Annotated in this window: 38 protein-coding genes; all 38 read right to left on the bottom strand. The window is 35.1% G+C overall.

Annotated elements, in window-relative coordinates:
- Positions 1–3: 3 nt before the first annotated feature.
- Complete coding sequence (gene acpS, locus DICTH_RS04220; protein ID WP_012547632.1) at positions 4–384, bottom strand: holo-ACP synthase; 381 nt, start codon at positions 382–384, stop codon at positions 4–6.
- A 12-nt stretch (positions 385–396) separates the two neighbouring features.
- Positions 397–2,220 carry a glutamine--fructose-6-phosphate transaminase (isomerizing) gene (gene glmS / locus DICTH_RS04215; protein WP_012548390.1) on the bottom strand — a complete coding sequence of 608 codons (1,824 nt, stop codon included), beginning with the start codon at positions 2,218–2,220 and terminating at the stop codon, positions 397–399.
- Between the two features lie 160 nt (positions 2,221–2,380).
- Positions 2,381–3,757: a phosphoglucosamine mutase gene (gene glmM / locus DICTH_RS04210; protein ID WP_012547490.1), complete on the bottom strand. Its 1,377-nt coding sequence runs from the start codon at positions 3,755–3,757 to the stop codon at positions 2,381–2,383.
- On the bottom strand, positions 3,754–4,158 hold the full coding sequence (locus DICTH_RS04205) for a hypothetical protein (protein ID WP_012548557.1): 405 nt from the start codon (positions 4,156–4,158) through the stop codon (positions 3,754–3,756). The genes glmM and DICTH_RS04205 overlap by 4 nt, the downstream gene beginning before the upstream one ends.
- Positions 4,159–4,160: 2 nt before the next feature.
- Positions 4,161–5,168: an AmmeMemoRadiSam system radical SAM enzyme gene (amrS, locus tag DICTH_RS04200; RefSeq protein WP_012547462.1), complete on the bottom strand. Its 1,008-nt coding sequence runs from the start codon at positions 5,166–5,168 to the stop codon at positions 4,161–4,163.
- A gap of 3 nt (positions 5,169–5,171) precedes the next feature.
- Entirely contained in the window at positions 5,172–5,696 is a 525-nt protein-coding gene (gene amrA / locus DICTH_RS04195) for an AmmeMemoRadiSam system protein A (RefSeq protein ID WP_012548298.1), read from the bottom strand.
- Positions 5,697–5,705: 9 nt separating this feature from the next.
- On the bottom strand, positions 5,706–6,122 hold the full coding sequence (gene rpsI / locus DICTH_RS04190; RefSeq protein ID WP_012547052.1) for a 30S ribosomal protein S9: 417 nt from the start codon (positions 6,120–6,122) through the stop codon (positions 5,706–5,708).
- Positions 6,123–6,134: 12 nt separating this feature from the next.
- Entirely contained in the window at positions 6,135–6,563 is a 429-nt protein-coding gene (gene rplM, locus DICTH_RS04185) for a 50S ribosomal protein L13 (RefSeq protein ID WP_012547559.1), read from the bottom strand.
- Positions 6,564–6,613: 50 nt separating this feature from the next.
- A complete protein-coding gene (gene truA / locus DICTH_RS04180; protein WP_012548743.1) occupies positions 6,614–7,351 on the bottom strand; it encodes a tRNA pseudouridine(38-40) synthase TruA in 738 nt (245 codons plus the stop codon).
- Between the two features lie 3 nt (positions 7,352–7,354).
- Positions 7,355–8,158 (bottom strand): energy-coupling factor transporter transmembrane component T family protein, encoded by an 804-nt coding sequence (locus tag DICTH_RS04175; protein WP_012547706.1) that lies wholly within the window; start codon positions 8,156–8,158, stop codon positions 7,355–7,357.
- Positions 8,146–9,009, bottom strand: coding sequence for an energy-coupling factor transporter ATPase (locus DICTH_RS04170; protein WP_012547110.1), 864 nt, complete (start codon positions 9,007–9,009; stop codon positions 8,146–8,148). Before DICTH_RS04170 ends, DICTH_RS04175 begins: the two co-directional genes overlap by 13 nt.
- Entirely contained in the window at positions 9,000–9,818 is an 819-nt protein-coding gene (locus DICTH_RS04165; RefSeq protein WP_012547960.1) for an energy-coupling factor transporter ATPase, read from the bottom strand. Before DICTH_RS04165 ends, DICTH_RS04170 begins: the two co-directional genes overlap by 10 nt.
- Positions 9,818–10,168 carry a 50S ribosomal protein L17 gene (gene rplQ / locus DICTH_RS04160; protein WP_012547309.1) on the bottom strand — a complete coding sequence of 117 codons (351 nt, stop codon included), beginning with the start codon at positions 10,166–10,168 and terminating at the stop codon, positions 9,818–9,820. Before rplQ ends, DICTH_RS04165 begins: the two co-directional genes overlap by 1 nt.
- On the bottom strand, positions 10,155–11,129 hold the full coding sequence (locus DICTH_RS04155) for a DNA-directed RNA polymerase subunit alpha (protein ID WP_012548679.1): 975 nt from the start codon (positions 11,127–11,129) through the stop codon (positions 10,155–10,157). The genes rplQ and DICTH_RS04155 overlap by 14 nt, the downstream gene beginning before the upstream one ends.
- A gap of 38 nt (positions 11,130–11,167) precedes the next feature.
- Positions 11,168–11,788, bottom strand: a complete 621-nt coding sequence (gene rpsD / locus DICTH_RS04150; RefSeq protein ID WP_012546911.1) for a 30S ribosomal protein S4 — start codon at positions 11,786–11,788, stop codon at positions 11,168–11,170.
- 20 nt (positions 11,789–11,808) lie between these two features.
- The gene (gene rpsK / locus DICTH_RS04145; protein ID WP_012548187.1) at positions 11,809–12,204 is read right to left on the bottom strand and encodes a 30S ribosomal protein S11; all 396 of its coding nucleotides are present in this window, start codon (positions 12,202–12,204) and stop codon (positions 11,809–11,811) included.
- A gap of 30 nt (positions 12,205–12,234) precedes the next feature.
- Entirely contained in the window at positions 12,235–12,609 is a 375-nt protein-coding gene (gene rpsM, locus DICTH_RS04140; protein WP_012547185.1) for a 30S ribosomal protein S13, read from the bottom strand.
- Between the two features lie 14 nt (positions 12,610–12,623).
- Positions 12,624–12,737 (bottom strand): 50S ribosomal protein L36, encoded by a 114-nt coding sequence (gene rpmJ / locus DICTH_RS04135; RefSeq protein ID WP_012548601.1) that lies wholly within the window; start codon positions 12,735–12,737, stop codon positions 12,624–12,626.
- A complete protein-coding gene (gene infA / locus DICTH_RS04130; protein ID WP_012547969.1) occupies positions 12,727–12,978 on the bottom strand; it encodes a translation initiation factor IF-1 in 252 nt (83 codons plus the stop codon). Before infA ends, rpmJ begins: the two co-directional genes overlap by 11 nt.
- 16 nt (positions 12,979–12,994) lie before the next feature.
- Positions 12,995–13,747: a type I methionyl aminopeptidase gene (gene map / locus DICTH_RS04125; RefSeq protein ID WP_012546917.1), complete on the bottom strand. Its 753-nt coding sequence runs from the start codon at positions 13,745–13,747 to the stop codon at positions 12,995–12,997.
- Positions 13,744–14,391, bottom strand: coding sequence for an adenylate kinase (locus tag DICTH_RS04120; RefSeq protein ID WP_012548242.1), 648 nt, complete (start codon positions 14,389–14,391; stop codon positions 13,744–13,746). The genes map and DICTH_RS04120 overlap by 4 nt, the downstream gene beginning before the upstream one ends.
- Positions 14,388–15,647: a preprotein translocase subunit SecY gene (gene secY / locus DICTH_RS04115; RefSeq protein WP_012547188.1), complete on the bottom strand. Its 1,260-nt coding sequence runs from the start codon at positions 15,645–15,647 to the stop codon at positions 14,388–14,390. Before secY ends, DICTH_RS04120 begins: the two co-directional genes overlap by 4 nt.
- Positions 15,647–16,093, bottom strand: a complete 447-nt coding sequence (gene rplO, locus DICTH_RS04110; protein WP_012548408.1) for a 50S ribosomal protein L15 — start codon at positions 16,091–16,093, stop codon at positions 15,647–15,649. Before rplO ends, secY begins: the two co-directional genes overlap by 1 nt.
- A complete protein-coding gene (gene rpsE / locus DICTH_RS04105) occupies positions 16,090–16,623 on the bottom strand; it encodes a 30S ribosomal protein S5 (RefSeq protein WP_012547273.1) in 534 nt (177 codons plus the stop codon). The genes rplO and rpsE overlap by 4 nt, the downstream gene beginning before the upstream one ends.
- Before the next feature lie 16 nt (positions 16,624–16,639).
- Entirely contained in the window at positions 16,640–17,008 is a 369-nt protein-coding gene (rplR, locus tag DICTH_RS04100; protein ID WP_012548289.1) for a 50S ribosomal protein L18, read from the bottom strand.
- Between the two features lie 15 nt (positions 17,009–17,023).
- A complete protein-coding gene (gene rplF, locus DICTH_RS04095; protein ID WP_012547685.1) occupies positions 17,024–17,566 on the bottom strand; it encodes a 50S ribosomal protein L6 in 543 nt (180 codons plus the stop codon).
- Between the two features lie 17 nt (positions 17,567–17,583).
- Positions 17,584–17,979 carry a 30S ribosomal protein S8 gene (gene rpsH, locus DICTH_RS04090; RefSeq protein ID WP_012548543.1) on the bottom strand — a complete coding sequence of 132 codons (396 nt, stop codon included), beginning with the start codon at positions 17,977–17,979 and terminating at the stop codon, positions 17,584–17,586.
- 11 nt (positions 17,980–17,990) lie between these two features.
- The gene (locus tag DICTH_RS04085) at positions 17,991–18,176 is read right to left on the bottom strand and encodes a type Z 30S ribosomal protein S14 (protein ID WP_012548533.1); all 186 of its coding nucleotides are present in this window, start codon (positions 18,174–18,176) and stop codon (positions 17,991–17,993) included.
- Positions 18,177–18,199: 23 nt separating this feature from the next.
- Positions 18,200–18,739, bottom strand: coding sequence for a 50S ribosomal protein L5 (gene rplE, locus DICTH_RS04080; RefSeq protein WP_012547653.1), 540 nt, complete (start codon positions 18,737–18,739; stop codon positions 18,200–18,202).
- 20 nt (positions 18,740–18,759) lie between these two features.
- Positions 18,760–19,077 carry a 50S ribosomal protein L24 gene (rplX, locus tag DICTH_RS04075; RefSeq protein ID WP_012547347.1) on the bottom strand — a complete coding sequence of 106 codons (318 nt, stop codon included), beginning with the start codon at positions 19,075–19,077 and terminating at the stop codon, positions 18,760–18,762.
- 12 nt (positions 19,078–19,089) lie between these two features.
- The gene (rplN, locus tag DICTH_RS04070; protein WP_012547467.1) at positions 19,090–19,452 is read right to left on the bottom strand and encodes a 50S ribosomal protein L14; all 363 of its coding nucleotides are present in this window, start codon (positions 19,450–19,452) and stop codon (positions 19,090–19,092) included.
- Positions 19,433–19,768: a 30S ribosomal protein S17 gene (gene rpsQ, locus DICTH_RS04065; RefSeq protein WP_012546894.1), complete on the bottom strand. Its 336-nt coding sequence runs from the start codon at positions 19,766–19,768 to the stop codon at positions 19,433–19,435. The genes rplN and rpsQ overlap by 20 nt, the downstream gene beginning before the upstream one ends.
- A gap of 17 nt (positions 19,769–19,785) precedes the next feature.
- Positions 19,786–19,989, bottom strand: coding sequence for a 50S ribosomal protein L29 (rpmC, locus tag DICTH_RS04060; protein WP_012548206.1), 204 nt, complete (start codon positions 19,987–19,989; stop codon positions 19,786–19,788).
- 1 nt (position 19,990) lies between these two features.
- Complete coding sequence (rplP, locus tag DICTH_RS04055; RefSeq protein ID WP_012547142.1) at positions 19,991–20,410, bottom strand: 50S ribosomal protein L16; 420 nt, start codon at positions 20,408–20,410, stop codon at positions 19,991–19,993.
- Positions 20,397–21,134 carry a 30S ribosomal protein S3 gene (gene rpsC / locus DICTH_RS04050; protein ID WP_012548234.1) on the bottom strand — a complete coding sequence of 246 codons (738 nt, stop codon included), beginning with the start codon at positions 21,132–21,134 and terminating at the stop codon, positions 20,397–20,399. The genes rplP and rpsC overlap by 14 nt, the downstream gene beginning before the upstream one ends.
- Before the next feature lies 1 nt (position 21,135).
- A complete protein-coding gene (rplV, locus tag DICTH_RS04045) occupies positions 21,136–21,480 on the bottom strand; it encodes a 50S ribosomal protein L22 (RefSeq protein ID WP_012547306.1) in 345 nt (114 codons plus the stop codon).
- Between the two features lie 15 nt (positions 21,481–21,495).
- On the bottom strand, positions 21,496–21,780 hold the full coding sequence (rpsS, locus tag DICTH_RS04040) for a 30S ribosomal protein S19 (protein WP_012547998.1): 285 nt from the start codon (positions 21,778–21,780) through the stop codon (positions 21,496–21,498).
- A 14-nt stretch (positions 21,781–21,794) separates the two neighbouring features.
- Entirely contained in the window at positions 21,795–22,637 is an 843-nt protein-coding gene (gene rplB, locus DICTH_RS04035; protein ID WP_012547693.1) for a 50S ribosomal protein L2, read from the bottom strand.
- Between the last annotated feature and the right edge of the window lie 4 nt (positions 22,638–22,641).

Below are 22,641 nucleotides of genomic sequence, written 5' to 3'. Positions count from 1 at the left end.
GGATCACCTTATAAGTATTACTATAGCTACAGCATATTTATGGGTATGTGACAAACTTAACTTAATCTCTCTCACACCTCTTTGAAGAACTACTTCTAATGCCTTGTTTTTGAGTCTAACTTCAGGTCTACCATTAATTCCATAGAGTATTTCTACATCCTTCCAACACCATCCTTCATATCTGCCCCCCAAAGCCTTTATAAAGGCTTCCTTAGCTGCAAAACGTGCAGCTAAGGAAGCATAAATATCTTTTCTATTCCCCAGTTGTCTTAATTCTTCATGAGAATATATCCTTTCTTTAAAGCTTTTATGCTTCTCACAAGCCTTTTTTATTCTCTCTATCTCTACAATATCAAGACCAACCTCAAGAGTAACGTTTTCCATCGTCTTCAACCACTACTCCACAGTTACGGATTTAGCCAAATTTCTTGGCTGATCTATTTCTCTTCCAAGGAGATTTGCTACATGATATGCAAAAAGCTGTAACACCATCGCTCCCATATAAGGATAATAAAAAGGATCAACATTAGGGACAGGAATCAAATCATCTACAAGACTTTCTAACTTTTCATCCCATTCATTGCCAATAGCAATAATAGGAGCCTTTCTTGCCTTTGCTTCCTCAAGATTATTTATCATCTTAGAATAGGTCTCATCTTTATACACTATACCAAAAACTGGTGTCTCGGGATCTAATAGTGCTATTGGACCATGTTTCATCTCTCCTGCAGGAATACCTTCCGCATGTATATAAGATATTTCCTTTAATTTTAATGCTCCCTCTAAAGCAAGAGGGAAATTTTTTCCCCTTGCAAGGTATAGAAAATTCCTTTTGTGGTAATACTTTTTTGCCACTTCAAATACTCGATCTTTTATTTGAGAGAGATAACTCTCCAAATATGTAGGAAGCATATTCCACTTATCTAAATCAATTTTTATGTTGTAAAGTCTACTTTTGATATACTCCTTAAGAAGTTCGAGATAAACAAGTTCAGCCATAAAAGTCTTTGTTGCTGCAACACCTATTTCAACACCAGCCCTCAAATTAATAAAGTAATCACTCTCCCTTGCTACTGTACTTTGAGGATTATTAACTAAGGACAGAACTTTAAATCCATTTTCTTTTACCTTCCTCAAAGTAGAAATTACGTCTGCAGTTTCACCTGACTGACTTATAGTTATAAATAAAGTCTCTTCAGGAATGTTTAAATTGCGATGATGCATTTGAGAGGCAAGCTCAACTTCTATAAAATAAGGTAACTCTTTTTCCCATAAAAATTTAGCATAATATCCTGCATGGTAAGAAGTACCACAACCCACAATAAATACTTTCCTAATTTTTTCCCAAGAAATATCCACATTTTTAATGTCTTCAAAAATAAACTTATCTTTATCTCTCTCTAAAGTAGAGAGTATTCTTCTTACTACTAAAGGTTGTTCAAAAATCTCTTTTAACATGAAATGCGGATATCCATTCTTTTCTGCTCTAATACCATCCTGAGGAACAATTATAGGCTCTACCTCTATGTAATTATTAGTTTTCAAATCATAGACTTTTATTTCTTTATCAGAAACTATCGCCATTTGATTATCCTTTAGATAATAGAATCTTTCTGTATAATCTCCTAAAGCAGGAATATCTGAGGCAACAAAGTTTTCACCTGTCCCAAACCCAACAATGAGTGGACTCTGTTTTCTTAGAGCATATAAAATGCTGGATCTTCTTTTATCTATTATTAATAATGCAAAAGCCCCTTCTAATTTCTTGAATAGTTCTTTTAAAGCCTCCTCTAAATTCATTCCCTCTTTATCGACCATTTCTTCTAAAAGATGAGGAACTATTTCTGTATCTGTTTGACTTCTAAATTTATGTCCTTTGCTCATTAAAAAGTTTTTTAGTTCTTTATAATTTTCTATGATCCCATTATGAACCACTGCAATGTTTCCCTCGCAATCAGTATGAGGATGAGCATTCTCAACAGATATTCCTCCATGGGTAGCCCACCTTGTATGCCCTATCCCCACATTTGAAAAATCATTAAAATCCAATATTTCTTTCAAGTTTTGTACCTTTCCAACGATCTTCTTTATTTCTAAGTTTTTATCTTTTAAATAAGCAATACCTGCTGAATCATATCCTCTATATTCTAATTTCTCCAAACCTGAGATAATATAGGGAATACAATTTTTGTTCCCAACGTAACCAAAAATACCGCACATTCTTCTCCTCCTCCTTTCGTTTTTTGGAGAAGGAGATAGCCCCTAATGCTACTGGAGACCTTTTGTCCTGGCAGTCACCCACCAGTTTTGTGAGTCTCCTTAAGGTAGGTAGCAACTACCTGGAGGCATCCGCCGAAAACCTCGATAAACCTCCACCTCGTCAACTTACCCCTTTTGAGGGTAAGTCCTGGCGCTTAGATCTTCTTAAAAAATCAATTATCCTGTTTTTAATCTCTAAAGCTATATTAGTTAAATCTTCCTTAGGGACATCTCCTTCCACCGTTATCCTTATTACTGGTTCAGTTCCAGATTTCCTCACTATATATCTTATATTTTTCCCATTTATCACCTCCTCTGCTATCCCTCTAAACTCTTTTTCATCTTCCTCTGTAATATAGATATCTTTTATGTGTATCTTCTCATGTACTTGAGGAAAGATTCTTATTTCTTTTGCCAAATCAGAAAGCTTTATCCCTCTTTCTTTTAGTATCTTAAGCAAAAAGAGAGAAGTTAATAAACCATCTCCCGTAGGCATATAATCAAAAAGGATTATATGTCCCGAAGTCTCTCCGCCAAGATTTAAATTATTTTTTAAAATTTCCTCCAGAACATATCTATCTCCAACCTTAGCCCTGATAAGCCCTATACCAAGTCTTTTTAAATATTCCTCAAGACCTAAATTTGTCATAACAGTACCAACAATTTTGTTACCTCTAAGTAATCCCCTTTCTTTAAGATACTTTGCAAAAATTCCGATCAACACATCTCCATCCACTATTTCTCCATCTTCTGAAAAAGCAATTACTCTATCCCCATCTCCGTCGTAGGTAAAACCTATATGAGCACCTGATTTTAAAAAAAGGTTCCTGCCTATCTCAGGATAAACAGCGCCACAATTATCATTGATATTTATACCGTTATAATTAGTATTATAAGCTATAACTTCTGCCCCTAATTCCTTAAAAACAGTAGGTGCTATCTCAGATAAAGATCCAAAAGCACAATCCAACATAATCTTATACCCTCTGAAATCTTCTCCAATTATCTCTTTTAAGTAATTTTTGTAATCTTCTAAGGCTTGAGTAAAATTGTAGATCACACCAATTTCTCTTGGGCTTGCTCTAAAATAATCATCTTCCCTTAGAATATATTCCTCAATCGTTGCTTCAACATTATCTTCAAGTTTAAATCCATCACTCTTGAATATTTTTATTCCATTATACTCTACAGGATTATGAGAAGCAGAAATCATAATCCCTAATAAAACATCATCATACTTTTTAACTAAATAAGATAAACTAGGAGTAGAAACAACTCCCACATCTAATATATCCATTCCCCCCGAAGTAAAACCAGCAATTAAAGCTGATTTCAACATATCTTTAGAATTCCTTGTATCACTTCCAATTATTACCTTCTTTTTCTTAACATCTTTAAAATAACCAATTATTGCCCTACTCAGCTTATAAGCAAGTTCAGGAGTAAGTATCTCATTCACAATTCCCCTTATACCATCCGTTCCAAAAAATTTTCTCATTTTATTTCTCTCCTCTCCTTCTCAATTACTACGATAGGATAAGTTTCTCTTACCTCCTTACCTTGCCAAAGACCTACCACCTCAAAATTCTTTCTCACTTCTCCTGTAACAATCAAATTTTCTCCTTCTGCCGGAATACCAGTAGTACTTAGTACTGTAATTTGAAAATTTTCAAAAGTCAAAGAATAGGCAGAATACACACTGCCCCAAATACCATAGGGATTTGTAGCCTCACCTTTTAAAGTTATTTCTTTCCCCACATACTTCTCTAAATTCTTCCATTTTTCTCTCCAGGGAGAATCTTTTAACCAATCATAATAACTGTAAGCCAAAAATGTTAACAATATTACAAAAAAAACAAAATATCCTCTCAATTTCTTATTCCTCAATATCTTCCCCATTTCTATCTTCCCCCTACGTGAATAGGGATAGAAGTATCACAGTAAGGACATATATTAGAGGTTTTTAAAAGATTTTTTCTTATAAAATACCCTTCTCTTACAATCAAATCCTTACCACATTTAGGACAAAAGGTTGTACTTCCTTCCACATCCCATATGTTTCCTAAATAGACAAAATTTAGCTTCTTTCTTGCTTCTTTATAGGCAAACCTTAATATCTCTATAGGAGTAGGAGGAACTGTAAATTTATATGCAGGAAAATATCTGGTAAAATGCAAAGGAATATCTGGACTTATACTTGCCACATAATCTATCAGAGCTATTATTTCCTCTTTGCTATCGTTATAACCAGGAATTATTAGATTGGTCAGCTCTATATGAATTCCTTTACTATATGCAATCTCTATTATTTTCTTTACATTTTTAAGAGATCCTTTACATAAATTCCTGTAAAATTCTTCATTTATTGACTTTATGTCAATATTCATAGCATCAATATATGGAGCCATCTCTAAAAAAGGCTCTACCTCTACAAAACCATTTGTAACCAATACATTTTTAAGGTTGTTTTCCTTAAAATACTTAGCAACATCTAAAACAAATTCATACCATATAAAGGGTTCATTATAAGTGTATGAGATCCCGATAGATCCATTCTTTAATGCCAACCCCAACAACAGATCTTTGTTTACCTCTTCCAAAAAAATATCCTCAGGAGTAACTTGAGATATACTCCAATTTTGACAAAAAGGACACTTAAAGTTACAACCTACAGTACCTATGGAGAGAATAGCTGAACCTGGATAAAAATGATAAAGAGGTTTCTTTTCGATAGGGTCTAAAGCAATAGAGCTAGCCTTTCCGTATACTAACGAATATAAAGTTCCCTCAATATTTTCTCTTACGCCACAAATTCCTCTTTTTCCTGGAGCTATAATACAATGATGAGGACACAATAAACACTGAACCTTCTGATTCTCTAATCTTTGGTAATATAAAGCCTCTTTCATCAATCATTCCTTAAATCTAGTTACTGAAAATCTGTAAACTTTAAAATTTTCGTAAGGAGAAATTCCAGCCTTTGCTAAAGCAATAGATAATTGATCCTCTATGGTATCTACTCCCTCAAGATCAGGAAGGAGTACCCCTCTCCTCCAACCCTTCTCTACTACAACCCCATACTTTTTAGGATCAAGTTCTCTAATATCTCTTACTTCCTCTAAGGGAGAAAGTACGTCAACAGATATCTCTATATCATCAAGTTCATCCAAAGTAACAGGAGGAAATCTTGGATCTTCAGTAGCTGCACTTATGGCATTTCTTATTATTTCTTCTGCAATATTAGAGGTGGTAGGTAGTATAGTACCTATACACCCTCTTAATTCACCAGTAGATCTCTTATGTAAAGAAACAAAAGTTCCTGCTCTTTTTTTTAAATAATCAGGTAAATCAGGAGGGGGAGTTATTATTTTCCCCTCCCTTAAATAAGTCTCTATAGCTTTACGAGCAAGCCCTACTATATACTCTCGTAGATCCATAAATACAAATTAACGCTTCGAGTATTGTGGTGCTCTTCTTGCTCTCTTCAAACCATACTTCTTTCTTTCTTTCTCTCTGGGATCTCTCTTAAGTAATCCCTCTTTTTTGAGTAGAGTTCTCCAATCCTCTTTTAATGCTACAAGAGCTTTTGCAATCCCATGAGCAAGAGCTTGTGCCTGAGCACTGACACCTCCACCAATTGCTTGAGCAACCACATCCACCTGATCTAACATTCCTGTTAATTCTAAAGGTTTTTTAGCTATTTTATGGAAAAATATTCTTCCCCCGAAGTATTCTTCTAAAGGTTTATCATTAACAATAATTTTACCTTCTCCAGGAAAACGCAACCATACTTTCACTCTTGAAGTCTTTCTTCCTCCAACCTCATGTATCACTTTAACATCTTGAGAAGTAAATTCCAACATCTATCCCTCCCACTATATATTCAATTCTTTTGGTTTTTGTGCTTGATGAGGATGTTCAGGCCCAGCATAAACCTTTAATTTTTTCAACATCTTTCTACCAAGAGGACCTTTAGGGAGCATACCTTTAACAGCAAGATAAATCATTTTCTCAGGACTTTTTGCTCTCATATCCTTTGCAGAAATAAGTCTATGACCTCCAGGATACCCTGAATGGAAGAAGTATATCTTTTGCTGTTCTTTCTTGCCAGTAAGAACTACATCTTTTGCATTCACAACAATCACAAAATCACCTGTGTCTACATGTGGAGTATAAATTGGCTTATGTTTTCCTCTCAATATTTTAGCTATTTCAGAAGCTAATCTACCAAGAACCTTTCCCTTCGCATCTACCACATACCATTCTCTCTTTATCTCTTCCTTTTTTGCCATAAAAGTTTTCATTCTTTTTTCCTCCTTTCCCGTAGCATTTTAATACAGATTTCTTTAATATGTCAATAATCTATCTTAAAAAGATAAAGTCCACTAGCAGGAGCTGGACTTGAAAATCTTTCTTCTTTTCTATCTTTTAAATATTTTTCTAAATCCTCTAATTCCTTTTTCTTCAATCCCACCTCTACCATACTACCTACTATAAATCTTACCATTTTTCTCAAAAAAAACGGTGCAGATACAAAATATATTAGCAAATCTTCTTTAAAATACCAAAAAGATTCATAAATTTCAACATTGGTATTATCATAATTCTCAATTACACAAAAATTTCTAAAATCATGTATCCCTTTAAATAGGTTTGCAGAAAGATTTAATAGATCTTTGTCAAGGGGTTTATTTATCCACCAACAATAATCCCTCAAAAACAGATTTTTCTCCTCATTATTATAAATAACATAAATATACCACCTTCTTTTTGCAGAATATCTAGCATGAAAATTGTCATCTACAATCTCTACTTTTTTTATCTTAATGTCTCCAGGAAGTAATTTATTCAAGACTTTATAAAGCTTATCACAGGAAAAATTTTTACTTTCCTTCGTCTTAAAATTTACTACTTGTCCCAAAGCATGAACCCCCGCATCAGTTCTTCCTGCACCTATTACTTTGATATCCTCATCAAACAAAAGTTTTAAAACCTTTTCTAACTCTCCTTGCACAGTTCGTTTTCCAGGCTGCTTCTGAAACCCCCAAAAATCCTTGCCAATATAAGAAAGTTCAACTTTCCAGTTGATCATTGTTTATAAGAACATAATTATAATTGCAGTGTAAATTCCTATAAAAGTTATGAACAAAGTTTCTTTACTTGTCCAATATGTTCTTCTATATCTAGTCCTACCTTCCGCCCCTCTATAGCATCTCGATTCCATAGCTTCAGCTAGCTCATTTGCACGTCTAAAAGCATTTATAAAGAGAGGAATTACTATGGGTAATAGGCTTTTTGCTTGATTTATTAAGTTACCCCTGCCAAATTCTGCTCCTCTGGCCTTTTGAGCCTTTATTATTTTATCAGTCTCATCCAAAAGTGTCGGAACAAATCTAATAGCTATAGTCATCATCATAGAGAACTCATGTACAGGAAATTTAAAATACTTTAAAGGATTTAAAAGATCCTCTAAGGCTTGAGCCAGTTCTAATACTGAGGTAGTTAAAGTAAGCAAAGAAGTTATCATAACTATAAAAACTAATCTTAAGGACATAAAAACGGCCATTTTAATACCCAATTCTGTTATATGAATAATTCCAAATCTCCAAAAAACTTTTCCGCCTTCCTCCCCAAAAAAGAAATGAATAATAAAGGTAAACAATACAAGAAAATAAACCGGTTTTAAAGACCTAACAAAATACTTAAAGGGCAAAGAAGAAAATAAAATTCCTAATAAAATAAGAAGAAATACAAATAAATAAGAGAGATTTAGCTTTATCAAAAATATAAAAACAATAAGCCAAAAAGATGCTAAAATCTTAGCCTTTGCATCTAATTTATGCAGTAGAGAATCTGCAGGTATATATTGTCCAAGGGGAAAAGTCTTTAACACTTCCATAAGCTCTTATAACCCTTGTAAGCAAGTATTCTTTCCACAATCTCTTGAACAGTAAATGCACCCTCTATAGGATATCCCTTTTCTTGTAATATTTTTACAATCTTAATTATTTCTGGCAAATCCAAATCTGCTTCTTCTAATTTTTTATAATTCATAAATAATTTCTCAGAGAGTCCCTCAAAAACTAAACTCCCTGCCTTTAGGACTATTACTCTTCTTACCAACCTTACAATTTCATCTAAATCATGAGAAACCACAATAAGAGTCTTATTATTCTTACTGATCCATTTATCGATATAATTCATTATCTGAAACTTACCTTTAGGATCAAGATTTGCCGTGGGCTCATCAAGGATAAGAACTTCTGGATCCATAGCCAATATACTTGCAATAGCTAATCTCCTTTTTTCTCCTCCAGAGAGATGAAAGGGAGATCTATCTTTAAGTTCATCATAAGATAAACCTACAGATTCAAGTGCACCCCTTACACAATCCTCAATTTTTTCCTCTGGAACTCCTACATTCCTTGGTCCAAAGGCAACTTCCTCAAAAACTGTCTCAGCAAAAAATTGATACTCTGGATATTGAAAAACTATTCCTACAACCTTACAAAGTTCTTTTGAGTTCCATTTTTTAATTTCTTTTCCTTTTATGTATATTTCACCCACTACTGGATAAATAAGACCTCCTATGAGTTGGATTAATGTGGACTTTCCAGATCCTGTCTTTCCAAGAATTCCTATTCTTTCCCCCTGCTCAATATCTAAAGATACATTGGTTAAGGCTTCCTTTTCTAAAGGTGTGTCTTTTAGATATGTATAATAAACACCCTTTAAACTAATTAAAGCCATAAAGCCAATTCCTCAGGAGTAAGTAGAGGATGAGGTATGTCAAAACCTCTCTCAGAAAGACACTTTGATATTTTAGTAGTTATAGGTAAATTCAGGCCCCATTCATCTAACCTTTCTTCTTTTAAAAATATTTCCTTAGGAGTACCCAGATCTACAATTTCTCCATTAAAAAAGACCACAACTTTTTCTGCCCAAACTACTTCTTCCATATGATGAGTTATTAGAATTATAGTCTTTTTTTCCTCTTCGTAAAGTTTTCTTATGATTTTTATTATATCTTTTCTACCTTTAGGATCAAGCATGGTTGTGGGTTCATCAAGCACAATGTATTTAGGCATCATAGCCAAAATTCCTGCTATAGCAACCCTTTGTTTTTGGCCTCCCGAAAGTAAATAAGGTGGGTATTTTCTATACTCTTCCATTCCAACAGCTCTCAAAGCAAATTCTATTCTTTCTTCAATCTCTTCTGGGGGAAGCCCCAAATTTTCACAACCAAAAGCCACATCCTCTTCTACAGTCATCCCTATTATTTGGTTATCAGGATTTTGAAAAACTAAACCTACGTTTTTCCTGATCTCCCATATCTTTTCTTCATCCTTAGTATTTATACCATCTACTATCACATCTCCAGAAGTCGGAGTATAAAGCCCATTAAGAAGCCTCGCAAAAGTAGACTTACCAGAACCATTTGCTCCCACAATGCAAAAAAAAGAAGGAGAAGGTATCTCTAAATTAACATTTCTAAGAGCTACCTTCTCCTGAGAGGTACCAGGTTGATAAACATAAGACACAGATTTAATTTCTATCATTACACAAGTTCGATAACTGCTTGCTCTGCTGCGTCTCCTCTTCTCATACCAAGTTTCAATATTCTAGTATATCCACCATTTCTATCCTTATATTTGGGAGCTATATCTACAAAAACTTTTCTAACCAACTCTCTATCTTGAAGCCATGCATACACTAACCTTCTATGATGGACCGAATCTTCTTTGGCAATAGTAAGAAGTTTTTCAGCAATTCTTGTAACTTCTTTTGCTCTTGGCAAAGTAGTAACTATCTTACCGTGCTTAAACAGAGATATCAAAAGAGCTTTTAATAAAGCCTTCCTCTGGGGAGTTGGTTTACTTAATTTTCTGTATGCTTTACGATGTCTCATCTAAGCTCTCTCCTTTCTCCAAATCAGGATTTCCGCCATCCTTTAAGCTTAATCCCTTCTCTCTCAATTTTTCCTCTAATTCTTGAAGAGATTTCTGACCAAAATTCTTAATCTTCATTAATTCCTCTCTAGTTTTTGACAAGAGATCCTCAATAGTATGTATGCCAGCATGTCTTAAAGAATTATAGGCTCTAGTAGAAAGTCCTAAGTCTTCCAGAGTCAATCCTTTCTTTTCTTCCTCTAAATAAGTATTCTCCGGTTTTACTTCTTCATAAGGTAATTGAAATTCTTTTTCATTTAAAAGTCTAAAGTATTCCATTAATATCCTTGAGGCTTCTCTGAATGCCTCTTCAGGAGATATAGACCCATTCGTCCATATCTCTAATATCAACCTATCTAAATCTGTTCTTCTTCCAACTCTTGTTTTTTCAACTGTATAACTTACTTTTTTAACAGGAGAAAATATAGAATCTAACACTAACACGCCAATAGGATAATTTTGATCTTTATTCTCCTCAGCACTGACATAGCCCTTTCCTTTTTTCACTTCTACTTCCATATGAAAAGGCATGTCTTCCACTAAGGTTGCAATTACAAGATCTGGATTAACTATTTTCACATTTGATGGAACTATAAAATCAGCTGCTGTTACTACTTTCGGTCCTCTTGTATCAATCTCTAAAATATGAGAGTTGTTATCTTCTATTTTAACTACAAGCTTCTTCAAATTCATCAGAACTTCTAAAATTTCTTCTTTTAGACCTGGAAGTACTTCCAATTCATGTCTTACACCATCTATTTTTACAGAAACTACGGCTGCTCCCTCTATAGAAGAAAGTAGTATTCTCCTTAGAGCGTTCCCTATGGTCCATCCATATCCTCTCTCTAAGGGCTCTATCACAAAACGCCCATAATCTTCAGATCTTTTCTCAACAATAACTCTTACATTCTCCTCTATCAAATTATCTACCTCCTTACCCTGCCCAAATAAAACAGAAATTACCTAGAATAGAACTCCACGATGAGCTGTTCCTGGACAGGAGTATCTATTTCTTCTCTCTTTGGCAATCTCAAAACTCTACCTCTAAAGTTCTCTCTATCTAGTTCTAACCAAGCAGGAACATTCTTATTTCCAAAAACAGAAATAGCTTCCTGAACAGGAATCAGGTCTTTATCAAGTAACTCTACCACATCTCCAGGCTTTAAATTATAAGAGGGTATATTAACTCTCTTACCATTCACAGCTATCTTACCGTGAGAGACAAGCTGCCTTGCTTGATCTCGAGATAAGGCCCAACCAAGTCTATATACTACATTATCAAGCCTCGTTTCTAAAAGTTGCAATAATCTTTCTCCTGTAACACCTCTACCTTTTGAGGCTATCTCAAAATATCTTCTAAATTGTCTCTCTAACACTCCATATATTCTTTTTGCCCTTTGTTTTTCTCTTAATCGCAATCCATACTCAGTCAATTTTCTCTGAGCTCTTCCATGCTGACCAGGAGCAAAAGGTCTCCTTTCAAAGGGACATTTTTCTGAAAAACACTTTGTCCCTTTTAAAAATAACTTCATACCCTCTCTTCTACATAAACGACAATCTGGTCCTGTATACCTTGCCATTGTCTCTCCTCCTTTTTAGACTACACTCTTCTTCTACGTGGTGGACGACACCCATTATGAGGAATAGGTGTAACATCCTTAATAAGGGATATCTCTAATCCAGCAGCTTGCAAAGCTCTAATAGCAGTTTCTCTTCCTGGGCCTGGTCCTTTTACTAAGACATCAACTTTTTTCATTCCATACTCTGAAATAGCTTTTTTAGCCGCCATCTCAGCTGCAAGTTGAGCTGCAAATGGAGTACCCTTTTTTGTACCTTTAAATCCTGCTGTTCCACCACTTCCCCAAGTTAATACATTTCCCTCTGGATCAGTTATAGTAACAATAGTATTATTAAAAGTAGAGTTAATATGAGCAACTCCAACAGGAACTATTCTTTTCTCTCTCTTAGGTCCTCTTGTTCTTTTCTTCTTAGCCATTTATCCAACTTCCCTCCTAAATTTTAATTTTTATTTTTCCTTCCTCTTAGCACCTACTGTCTTTCTTGGACCTTTTCTAGTACGTGCATTACAACGAGTTCTTTGACCTCTAACAGGAAGCCCTCTTTTATGTCTTATACCCCTATAACAACCTATTTCAATTAGTCTTCTAATATTTGCTGCAACCTCTTGTCTCAAATCTCCTTCCACTTTATAATTATTTTCAATCTCTTCCCTCAATTTACTTATTTCCTCTTCAGTAAGATCCTTAACCCTCTTATTAGGGTCTACGCCTGTAGCCTGAAGAATCTTCTTGCTTGTAGTACGCCCTATACCATATATATATGTTAAGGCAATTTCAATCTTTTTATTGCTTGGTAAGTCTACTCCTGCAATACGTGCCATTAAATAAACACCTCCTATCCTTGTTTCTGCTTGTGTCTTGGATTTTCACATATCACAAAAACACGACCGCCTCTTCTTACTATTTTACATTTCTCACATATTTTTTTCACAGAAGATCTAACCTTCATCCTTATTACCCTCCTTATTGGTATATCTATATATAATTCTTCCTTTAGTAAGATCATATATTGACAATTCTACCTTTACCCTATCTCCGGGCATTACTCTTATAAAGTTCATCCTCATCTTACCAGAGATATAAGCTAAGATTTCTAAACCATTATCTAATTGTACTTTAAAAGTTGCATTTGGCAAGGCCTCTTTTACAGTACCAGTTACCTCAATTACCTCTCTATCCTTTTTATCCATATGGCCCTCCAATTTCCTATTCCATTGTTAATACCAGAGGTCCATTCTGAGTTATTGCTACGGTATGTTCAAAATGAGCTGCCAATCCACCATCTAATGTAACTGCTGTCCATCCATTTTCAAGGATTCTAACCTCATAACTACCTGTAACAACCATAGGTTCGATAGCAATAACTAATCCCTCTTTTAATACAGGTCCCATACCTGGAGGACCATAGTTTAGAACATTGGGAGGCTCATGCAAATTTCTACCTATCCCATGCCCTACAAAATCTCTAATAACATTAAATCCATGTCTTTCTACATATTCCTGAATTGCCCAAGAAATGTCAGAAAGCCTATTACCAACTTTCGCTTTTTCGATTCCTCTCCATAAAGCCTCTTCGGTAACCTGAATCAACTTCAATCCTAAAGGAGATACTTCTCCTACAGGATAAGTTTTTGCCGCATCTAAGAAAAATCCATTATATTCTATCCCTATATCTATACTGACTATGTCTCCAGATCTTATGTATTTATTTTTACTTGGTATACCGTGCACAATCTCTTCATTAATAGAAACACAAATAACCTCGGGATATCCCCTGTATCCTTTGAAAGCAGGTTTAACATTATAATTCTCCATTAACTTTTCCGCAACTCTTGCCAAATCATATGTACTCATACCCTCTTTCAATTCCTTCTCTATATGGCTGAATATTTTTGCTAGTATTTTCCCTCCTTTTTCCATTATTTTAATGTCTTCATTATTTTTAAGCAGAACATTCATTCGCTAATCACCTTTAAAATTTCATTTAATACTTCTTCTCTTTCCTTTTCTGCACTAATAGTATACATGATGCCTTTATTTCTATAATAATCAATCAATGGTTGCGTTTCCTTATAATAAGTTTCTAATCTTTGTTTTATAACCTCAGGTTTATCATCGCTTCTTTGATACAACTCTCCTCCACATATATCACAGATGCCATCTTTCTTAGGAGGCATGGATATTAAATTATATATAGCTCCACAATTTTTACAAACTCTTCTTGCAGAAAGTCTCTTAATCACTAATTCATCAGAAGCATCAAGATAAATCACTTTTATCACCGCATTCTTCTCTTTTAAATATTTCTCTAACATCTCTGCTTGCGGTATTGTTCTGGGGAAACCATCCAAAATAAAACCATTTTTACAATCTTCTTTACTTATTCTATCTTTCACCACTTCCCACACTAACTCGTCTGGAACTAAGCTTCCAGAATCTAAGTAACTCTTTACCTTAATTCCTAACTCAGTTTGATTTTTGACATGTTCCCTAAAAATATCTCCTGTAGAGATATGAGGAATATTCAAAATCTGACTTACTTCTTTTGCATGAGTGCCTTTACCCGCACCCGGAGGTCCTAAAAATATTATTGCCTTCATCATCTTAAAAACCCCTCATAACTTTTCATTATCATTTGAGCTTCCAAGGCTTTTATAGTCTCAAGTATTACACCAACCATAATTAATATACTTGTTCCCCCAAGTTGAAATTCCGTTACACCAGTTATTCTTTCAATAAAGGTAGGAAGTAAAGCAATAATACCTAGAAATACTCCACCAAAAAAGTTTAAACGATTCAGAGTTCTTTGAAGATACTCTTCAGTTGGCTTTCCTGGTCTAACTCCAGGAATAAAACCGCCATACTTTTTAAAGTTCTCTGCAAGATCAGCAGGATCAAAAACTATAGATGAATAAAAATAAGTGAAACCCAAAACTAAAAGGAAATATATTATGGGATATAAGACAGAACTAGGAGAAAAAATACTAAGAAATGCTTTTAACCATCCAATTTTAACTACTGGAATAAAGGTCTGAGGAACCATTAATATAGTTATTGCAAAAATTATTGGAATAACGCCAGCTTGATTCAATTTTAAAGGAAGATAGGTACTCTGTCCTCCATAAACCCTTCTTCCCACTATTCTTCTTGAGTATTGTACCGGGATCCTTCTTTCTGCACTCTCTTCCCACACAACCCCGATTATTATAAGAATCAACAAAGCAAAAAATGCTATTACATTCAATACTCCAATTTCCCCTCTACTAAGTAATGCAAAAGTCCTTGCAAGATCAGTAGGGAAACGAGCAACTATCGAAGTTAGGATCAAAAGGGAAACTCCATTTCCTATACCATATTGAGATATCTGTTCTCCAAGCCACATAATAAAAGTACTTCCAGCGGTAAGAGTTATCACACTACTTACAACATACAATGGACTTAAGCTTGGGATTACTTTAAAGTTATGCATAAATATGGTCAAACCAAAGGCCTCTATTGCAGCAAGAAGTACTGATAAATTTCTTGCATATCTTGTTAATTTTTTTCTTCCATCTTCTTCTTTCTTCAACTCAGCCAAAGATGGAAATACAGCAGTCAAAAGCTCCATCATAATGGAGGCATTAATAAATGGAATAATTCCCATAGAAAAAATTGAAAAACGAGCAAGAGCTCCTCCTGTAAACAGATCTAAAAATCCTAATGCACCCTGGCTTCTAAAAAGATTAGCTAATGCTACTCTATCTACCCCAGGAACTGGAATATGAGCTCCCAATCTATATACGGCAAAAATAAAAAGAGTGAATAATATTTTCTTTCTTAAGTCAGGTATTCTGAAAGCCCTAAGCAAAGTATCAAACACTACTCAATCACCTCAACTTTTCCGCCCACACTTTCAATCTTCTCACGGGCTTTTTCCGAAAAAGCATGAGCTCTTACAATAAGAGGTTTTGTAAGCTCACCATCTCCGAGAATTTTAACCCCAAATTCAATATCCTTTATAATTTTTCTTTCCAGAAGTACATTAGGATCTACCACTTCGTTAGCCTCAAAATTTTTCTCCAATACAGATAAGTTAACTACTGTATACTTTCTTCTCGGAGCTCTTGGAATACCATCCATCTTTGGAAGACGTCTTGTAAGAGGAGTTTGACCACCCTCAAAGCCTGGTCTTACCCCATCTCCTGTTCTTGCGTTTTGTCCGCTCATACCTCTTCCAGCATACTTACCAGAAGCTGCATAGCCACAACCAACTCTTTTGGGTTTTTTTCTAGAACCTAATTTTGGTCTCAATTCAAATAGTTTCAATTTTCTCCCTCCTCATTCCCTTTACTATCCTCGGTTTTTAATCCAATTATTTCATTAATTTTCTTATCCCTCATCTCGGCCACTTCAGGAAGAGATCTTAACTTCTTAAGCGCTTCAAAAGTTGCTTGAGCAAGATTCACAGCAGTAGTTGAACCAAGAGCTTTAGCCAAAACATTTTTAATTCCAGCAAGCTCCAAAACAGCCCTTGCTGCTCCTCCTGCTATCACACCTGTACCTGGAGCTGCAGGTTTGAGTAATATCTTTGAAGCCCCTAATTTGCCTACAACCTCGTGAGGAATAGTACCCTTACTTATAGACACCTTAACAGCATTCTTTTTTGCTTTTCTTATAGCTTTTCTAATAGCATCAGGAACCTCAGCAGCCTTTGCTATGCCAACCCCCACGGTTCCTTGCTCATCTCCTACAACTACAAGGGCTCTAAATCTTAAATTTTTACCTCCAGCAACTACTTTGGCTACTCTTCTTATTTCAATAACTCTTTCCTTTAATACAGGTTCTAACTCTTTCAAGGTTTTCCCTCCTTTTTTAGAATTCGAGTCCTGCAGCCCTTGCGCTATCAGCAAGAGCTTTTACCTTTCCGTGATAAAGAAATCCGCCTCTATCAAAGACAACTTTCTTTATACCCTTTTCTAAAGCTCTTTTAGCTATAACTTCCCCTACTAATTTGGCTGCTTCTATATTCTTAGTAGATTTCAACTGACTTCTAATTTCTTTCTCTAAAGAGGAAGCTGATACTAATGTATGCCCCTTAGTGTCATCTATAATTTGAGCATATATATATCTTAAGCTCTTATAGACAGCTAATCTTGGTCTTTCTGAAGTACCTATTATTTTTTTTCTAATTCTCAAATGTCTTATCTTTCTAAGCTCTTTCCTCGACCTTTTTATAATCATACTCCATCAAACCTCCTATTTCTTACCTGCTTTACCAGCCTTTTGTCTTATCTTCTCACCTTCATACCTTATACCTTTACCTTTATAAGGTTCTGCAGGTCTTACACTCCTAACTATAGCAGCGAATTGTCCAACAAGCTCTTTGTCAATCCCTTTAACACTTATTTTTGTATTATCTTGAACTGTTACTGTTAGCCCCGTCGGTATCTCCAATTCTACAGGATGAGAAAAGCCTACTTCTAAAATGAGCTTGTTACCTTGAACTCTTGCTCTGTACCCTGTTCCTTGTAATTCTAATCTTTTTTCAAATCCTTGAGTTACTCCTAAAACCATATTGTTAATCAACGCTCTCGTTAAACCATGAAGAGCTTTTACAAATTTCTCATCATTAGGTCTTTCTACAACAATTTGATTATCTACCTTTTTAATTGTAAGCAAGGGACTAAAAGTTTTTTCAAGCTGTCCTAAAGGTCCTTTCACTAGAACGCAGTTTCCATCTTTTATTTCAACCTGTACATTTTGTGGTATTGGAACTGGCTTTTTCCCTATTCTAGACATAATTTACTCCTCCTTTTCTACCATACCATACAGATAAGTTCTCCACCCACACCTAAAAGTCTTGCCTCTTTATCGGTCATTATCCCTTTGGAAGTAGATAATATAGCAATTCCAAGGCCACCAAGTACTCTTGGAATTTCTTCTTTATTAACGTAATACCTTCTTCCTGGCTTACTAACTCTTTTAACATCTTGAATAACAGGAGTCTTTCCTTTATATTTTAAATAAACCCTTATATATTTCTGAGGTATCTCACCAATAACTTCATACCTAGCAATATAACCTTCCCTTAAGAGAATTTCCAAAATTTTCTCCTTCATTTTGGAATAAGGAACATCTACAGTAGGATGCCTTCTCATACTAGCATTCTTTATTCTAACTAACATATCAGCAATAGGATCTGTTACAGTCATAGCAACCCTCCTTACCAACTTGCTTTCCTTACGCCTGGCAATTCACCCTTCAATGCTAATTCCCTAAAGCATAAACGACATAATCCAAATTTTCTGATATATCCTCTTGGTCTTCCACAGATTCTACATCTGTTATATTCTCTTACTTTATACTTCTTAGGTTTGAGCCATTTTACTATTTGAGATTTCTTTGCCACAATAACCTCCCTCGCTTTTTATTTTATTTTTTGAAAGGCATTCCTAAAAGAGCTAAAAGCTCTTTAGCTTCCTCATCAGTTTTTGCCGTAGTAACTATTGTAATATCCATTCCCCTAATTCTATCAATTTTATCATACTCAATCTCTGGAAAAACCAATTGTTCCTTTAAACCTAAAGAATAATTTCCTCTACCATCAAAGGAATTGGGAGAAACTCCAGAAAAATCTCTCACTCTTGGAAGAGCAAGATTTATTAATTTATACAAAAAAGCATACATTCTTTCTCCTCTTAAAGTAACTTTTACCCCAATAGGCATTCCCTTTCTTAAATGGAAGTTAGCTATAGATTTACGTGCTTTTCTTACTATAGGTCTTTGCCCCGTAATTATTGCCAAATCTCTTGCAGCAGCCTCTATAGCTCCAGGATTCTGAACTGCTTCACTTACACCAATATTAACCACAATTTTCTCTATTTTAGGTACAGCCATCGGATTTTTGTAACCAAACTTTTTCATCATTGCAGGAACAACTTCTTGAATATATTTCTGTTTCAAAACCTCCATACTAATCTTTCCTCCTTTAATTAGACCCGATCAATGATTTCTTTGCATTTAGAGCAAACTCTTACTTTTCTTCCATCTTCAAGAAAAGTATGTTTAATCCTTGTAGGCTGGTTACAATGTGGGCATATTAACATAACCTTACACCTATATAAAGGTGCAGGTTTTTCTATAATTCCTCCCTGTCTCATTTTTGCATTAGGTCTTGTATGCTTCTTTACAATATTAACTCCCTCTACAATAACTTTCTCTTCAGAGGGAAGCACAGAAATAACTTTTCCTCTTTTTCCTTTATCTTTTCCAGATATAACCAACACAAGATCTCCTTTTTTGATGTCCATTTCACTTCACCTCTATATCACTTCTGTTGCTAAAGAGATAATTTTCATAAAGTTTTTATCCCTAAGCTCTCTTGCAACTGGGCCAAAAACTCTAGTACCCTTTGGATTTCCTTCTTTATCTATAATTACAGCCGCATTATCATCAAATCTTACACATGAACCATCTTTCCTCTTGATAGTCCTTTTAGTTCTTATAACAACAGCATAAACTACATCGCCTTTCTTTATGTTAGAACGTGGAACTGCCTCTTTTACACTAGCCACAATAATATCTCCTACTTGGGCAACTCTCTTTTTCCCAAGTATTCTAAAACACATTATTTCCTTTGCACCAGTATTATCTGCAACAACCAATCTAGTTTGAGGCATTATCATTTGTACCACCTACCTCGACTTTAGTTTCAGTATTTTCCAGATTTTCTTCATCAGAAATAGTTGGAACAATTTCTCCCCTCTTTATAATTCTAACCAATCTCCATCTCTTTTCTTTAGAAAGAGGTCTTGTCTCTCTAATAAGAACAATATCCCCTTCTTTTGCCTCTTGGTTTTCATCATGAGCCTTATACTTTTTTCTTCTTGTAACTGTTTTTTTGTATAAAGGATGAGTATAAGTCTGCTCTACTAAGACTACAATAGTCTTTTGCATTTTTGCACTTACTACTTTTCCTATTAGCTCTTTCCTATTACCCATGAACATCTCTCCTTAATTTAAGATTTTTTAAGTTCTCTCTCGCGTAGAATCGTAAGAATACGAGCAATATCTTTTCTAACTGCTTTTATTCTATGAGGATTAGTAAGTCCTCCTGTAGCCTGCTGAAGCCTTAAATTAAAAAGTTCAGCCCTTAAATTTTTAAGCTCTTCTTTAAGTTCTGAATCAGTTTTCTCCCTTAATTCAGATGCTTTCCTTGCCATACTACTCACCACCCAATTCTCTTGTCACAAATCTAGTTTTAATAGGAAGCTTACTACCAGCAATTCTAATAGCCTCCATTGCAACTTCTTTAGAAACCCCTCCAATCTCAAATAATACTGTTCCTGGTTTTACCACTGCTACCCATCCTTTTACGTCTCCTTTGCCTCCACCCATTCTGCTTTCAGCTGGTCTTGCAGTCACAGATTTATCCGGGAAAATCCTAATCCAGACTCTCCCGTTTTTTCCAGCATGTCTTGTTAGAGTCCTTCTAACAGCCTCTATTTGTTCACTGGTAATCCATGCGGGAGCCAAAGCTTGGATACCATAATCTCCAAAGACTACACGATTTCCTCGAGAAGCCTTACCCTTCATTCTTCCACGATGTTGTTTTCTATACTTAACCCTCTTAGGCATCAACATCGTAATTCACCTCGTCTTTCTCGTAAAGATCTTCATCTTCTATCTTCTTAGGTACAGCCTTTTCAGGAAGCTCTTGAATAGCTTCTTTATGCAGTTCTGGAACATCTCCTTTATATATCCATACCTTAACACCTATCACTCCAGATATGGTAAAAGCTTCTGCAAACCCATAATCGATATCTGCAGTCAAGGTTTGTAAAGGTATTCTTCCTTCTCTAAACCACTCAGAACGAGCAATCTCAGCCCCATTTAATCTGCCACTACACATAACTTTTATGCCTTTAGCTCCAGCTCTTAATGCCCTATTTATTGCTTGTTTCATGGCTCTCTTGTAATTAATTCTCTTCTCTATTTGCATAGCAATGTTTTCTGCTACAAGTTGTGCATCCAGTTCTGGATTTTTAACTTCTTGAACATTAACAAATACATTCTTGTTCGTTAGTTTAATCAAGTTTTTCCTAATGTTCTCTATTTCACTTCCTCCACGTCCAATTAACATTCCAGGTCTTGCAGTGTGAATAGTAATATCTACCCTATTAGCTGCCTTTCTTTCAATCTCTATTAACGAAATTCCTGCCTGATAATAATTTTTCTTTAAATAGTTTCTTATAGCCCAATCTTCATGTAATAAGGAGGAATAATCCGACCTTTCTGCATACCAATGACTTTTCCAATCTTTAGTTATGCCCAATCTAAACCCATAAGGATGTGTTTTCTGGCCCATTTTATTCTTCCTCCTTTTCCTTTACATAAATAACTATATGACTATTTCTTATCTGAATAATGTCAGCTCTCCCTCTTGCCCTAGGATTTAATCTCTTCCATCTAGGGCCTTCATTTACGAAAGCCTTAGATATGTATAATCTATCAGCCCTCAAACCATAATTATGTTCTGCATTTGCTTTGGCAGATCTTAAACATTTCAATATAAAATGGGCAGCCTTGTGAGGGAGATTTTCAAGTATTGCTTCTGCCTCTTCTACCATTTTACCTCTAACAAGATCAATTACCCTTCTTGCTTTGTAAGGGGAGATCCTTAAATATTTACTTTCTGCTTTTACTTCAATCATAAAAATCTAACCTCCCTACTTAATAGCCGTAATACGAGCTGTTGGTATTCTGTGTCCTGTAAATGTTCTTGTTGGAGCAAACTCACCGAGTCTATGCCCTATCATATTCTCTGTAATATAAACCGGTATATGTTTTCTACCATTATATACAGCAATAGTATGACCTACCATTTCTGGTACTATAACTGATCTTCTTGACCAAGTTTTGATTATCCTTTTCTCTCCTTTTTCATTTAGTTCTCTAATCTTTTTAAGTAATTTAGGATCTACATAAGGACCTTTTTTAAGTGAACGACCCATGTGCTCCTCCCCTTTTACTTCTCTTTTTTATCATTTGCTCTTTGAATTATAAATCTATCTGATGGCTTTCTCTTTTTCCTCGTCTTGTATCCAAGAGTAGGCTTGCCCCATGGAGTTAAGGGGCTTGGATGACCTATAGGAGCCTTACCCTCACCACCACCATGAGGGTGATCTACAGGATTCATAGCAGAGCCCCTAACATGGGGTCTCCTACCCAACCATCTACTCCTACCAGCTTTACCTAAAGAGACATTTTGATGATCAACATTACTTACTTGACCAATAGTAGCCCTACAATTCAAATCAAACAGTCTTATCTCACCAGAGGGCAGTCTAACATAAGCCCATTTTCCTTCTTTACCAAGAATCTGAGCAGCTGTTCCTGCAGCTCTAACCAGCTGTCCGCCTCTTCCTGGATATAATTCTAAATTATGAATTAATGTTCCATCAGGAATATTTTTCAACGGTAAGTTATTACCAATCTTTATATCAACATTCTCACCAGACATTATAATATCGCCAACTTTTAATCCCTCAGGAGCAATAATATACCTCTTTTCTCCATCGGCATAATGAAGAAGAGCAATTCTTGCAGTACGATTAGGATCATACTCTATACTTGCAACTTTAGCAGGTATATTATCTTTATCCCTTCTAAAATCTATGATTCTATAAAGTCTCTTATGTCCACCACCTCTAAACCTAGAGGTTACATGCCCAAAATTATTTCTTCCTCCACTTTTCTTAAGTGGTTTCAATAAAGATTTTTCTGGCTCCTCTTTTGTAATTTCAGAAAAATCAGGTAATATTAGATGTCTTAACCCAGGCGTAATTGGTTTAAATTTTTTAAGACCCATATCT

The organism is Dictyoglomus thermophilum H-6-12 (assembly GCF_000020965.1).
Lineage (GTDB): Bacteria > Dictyoglomota > Dictyoglomia > Dictyoglomales > Dictyoglomaceae > Dictyoglomus > Dictyoglomus thermophilum.
Note: the sequence above shows the minus strand (reverse complement) of the source record. Positions and strands in the feature narration are given on the sequence as shown.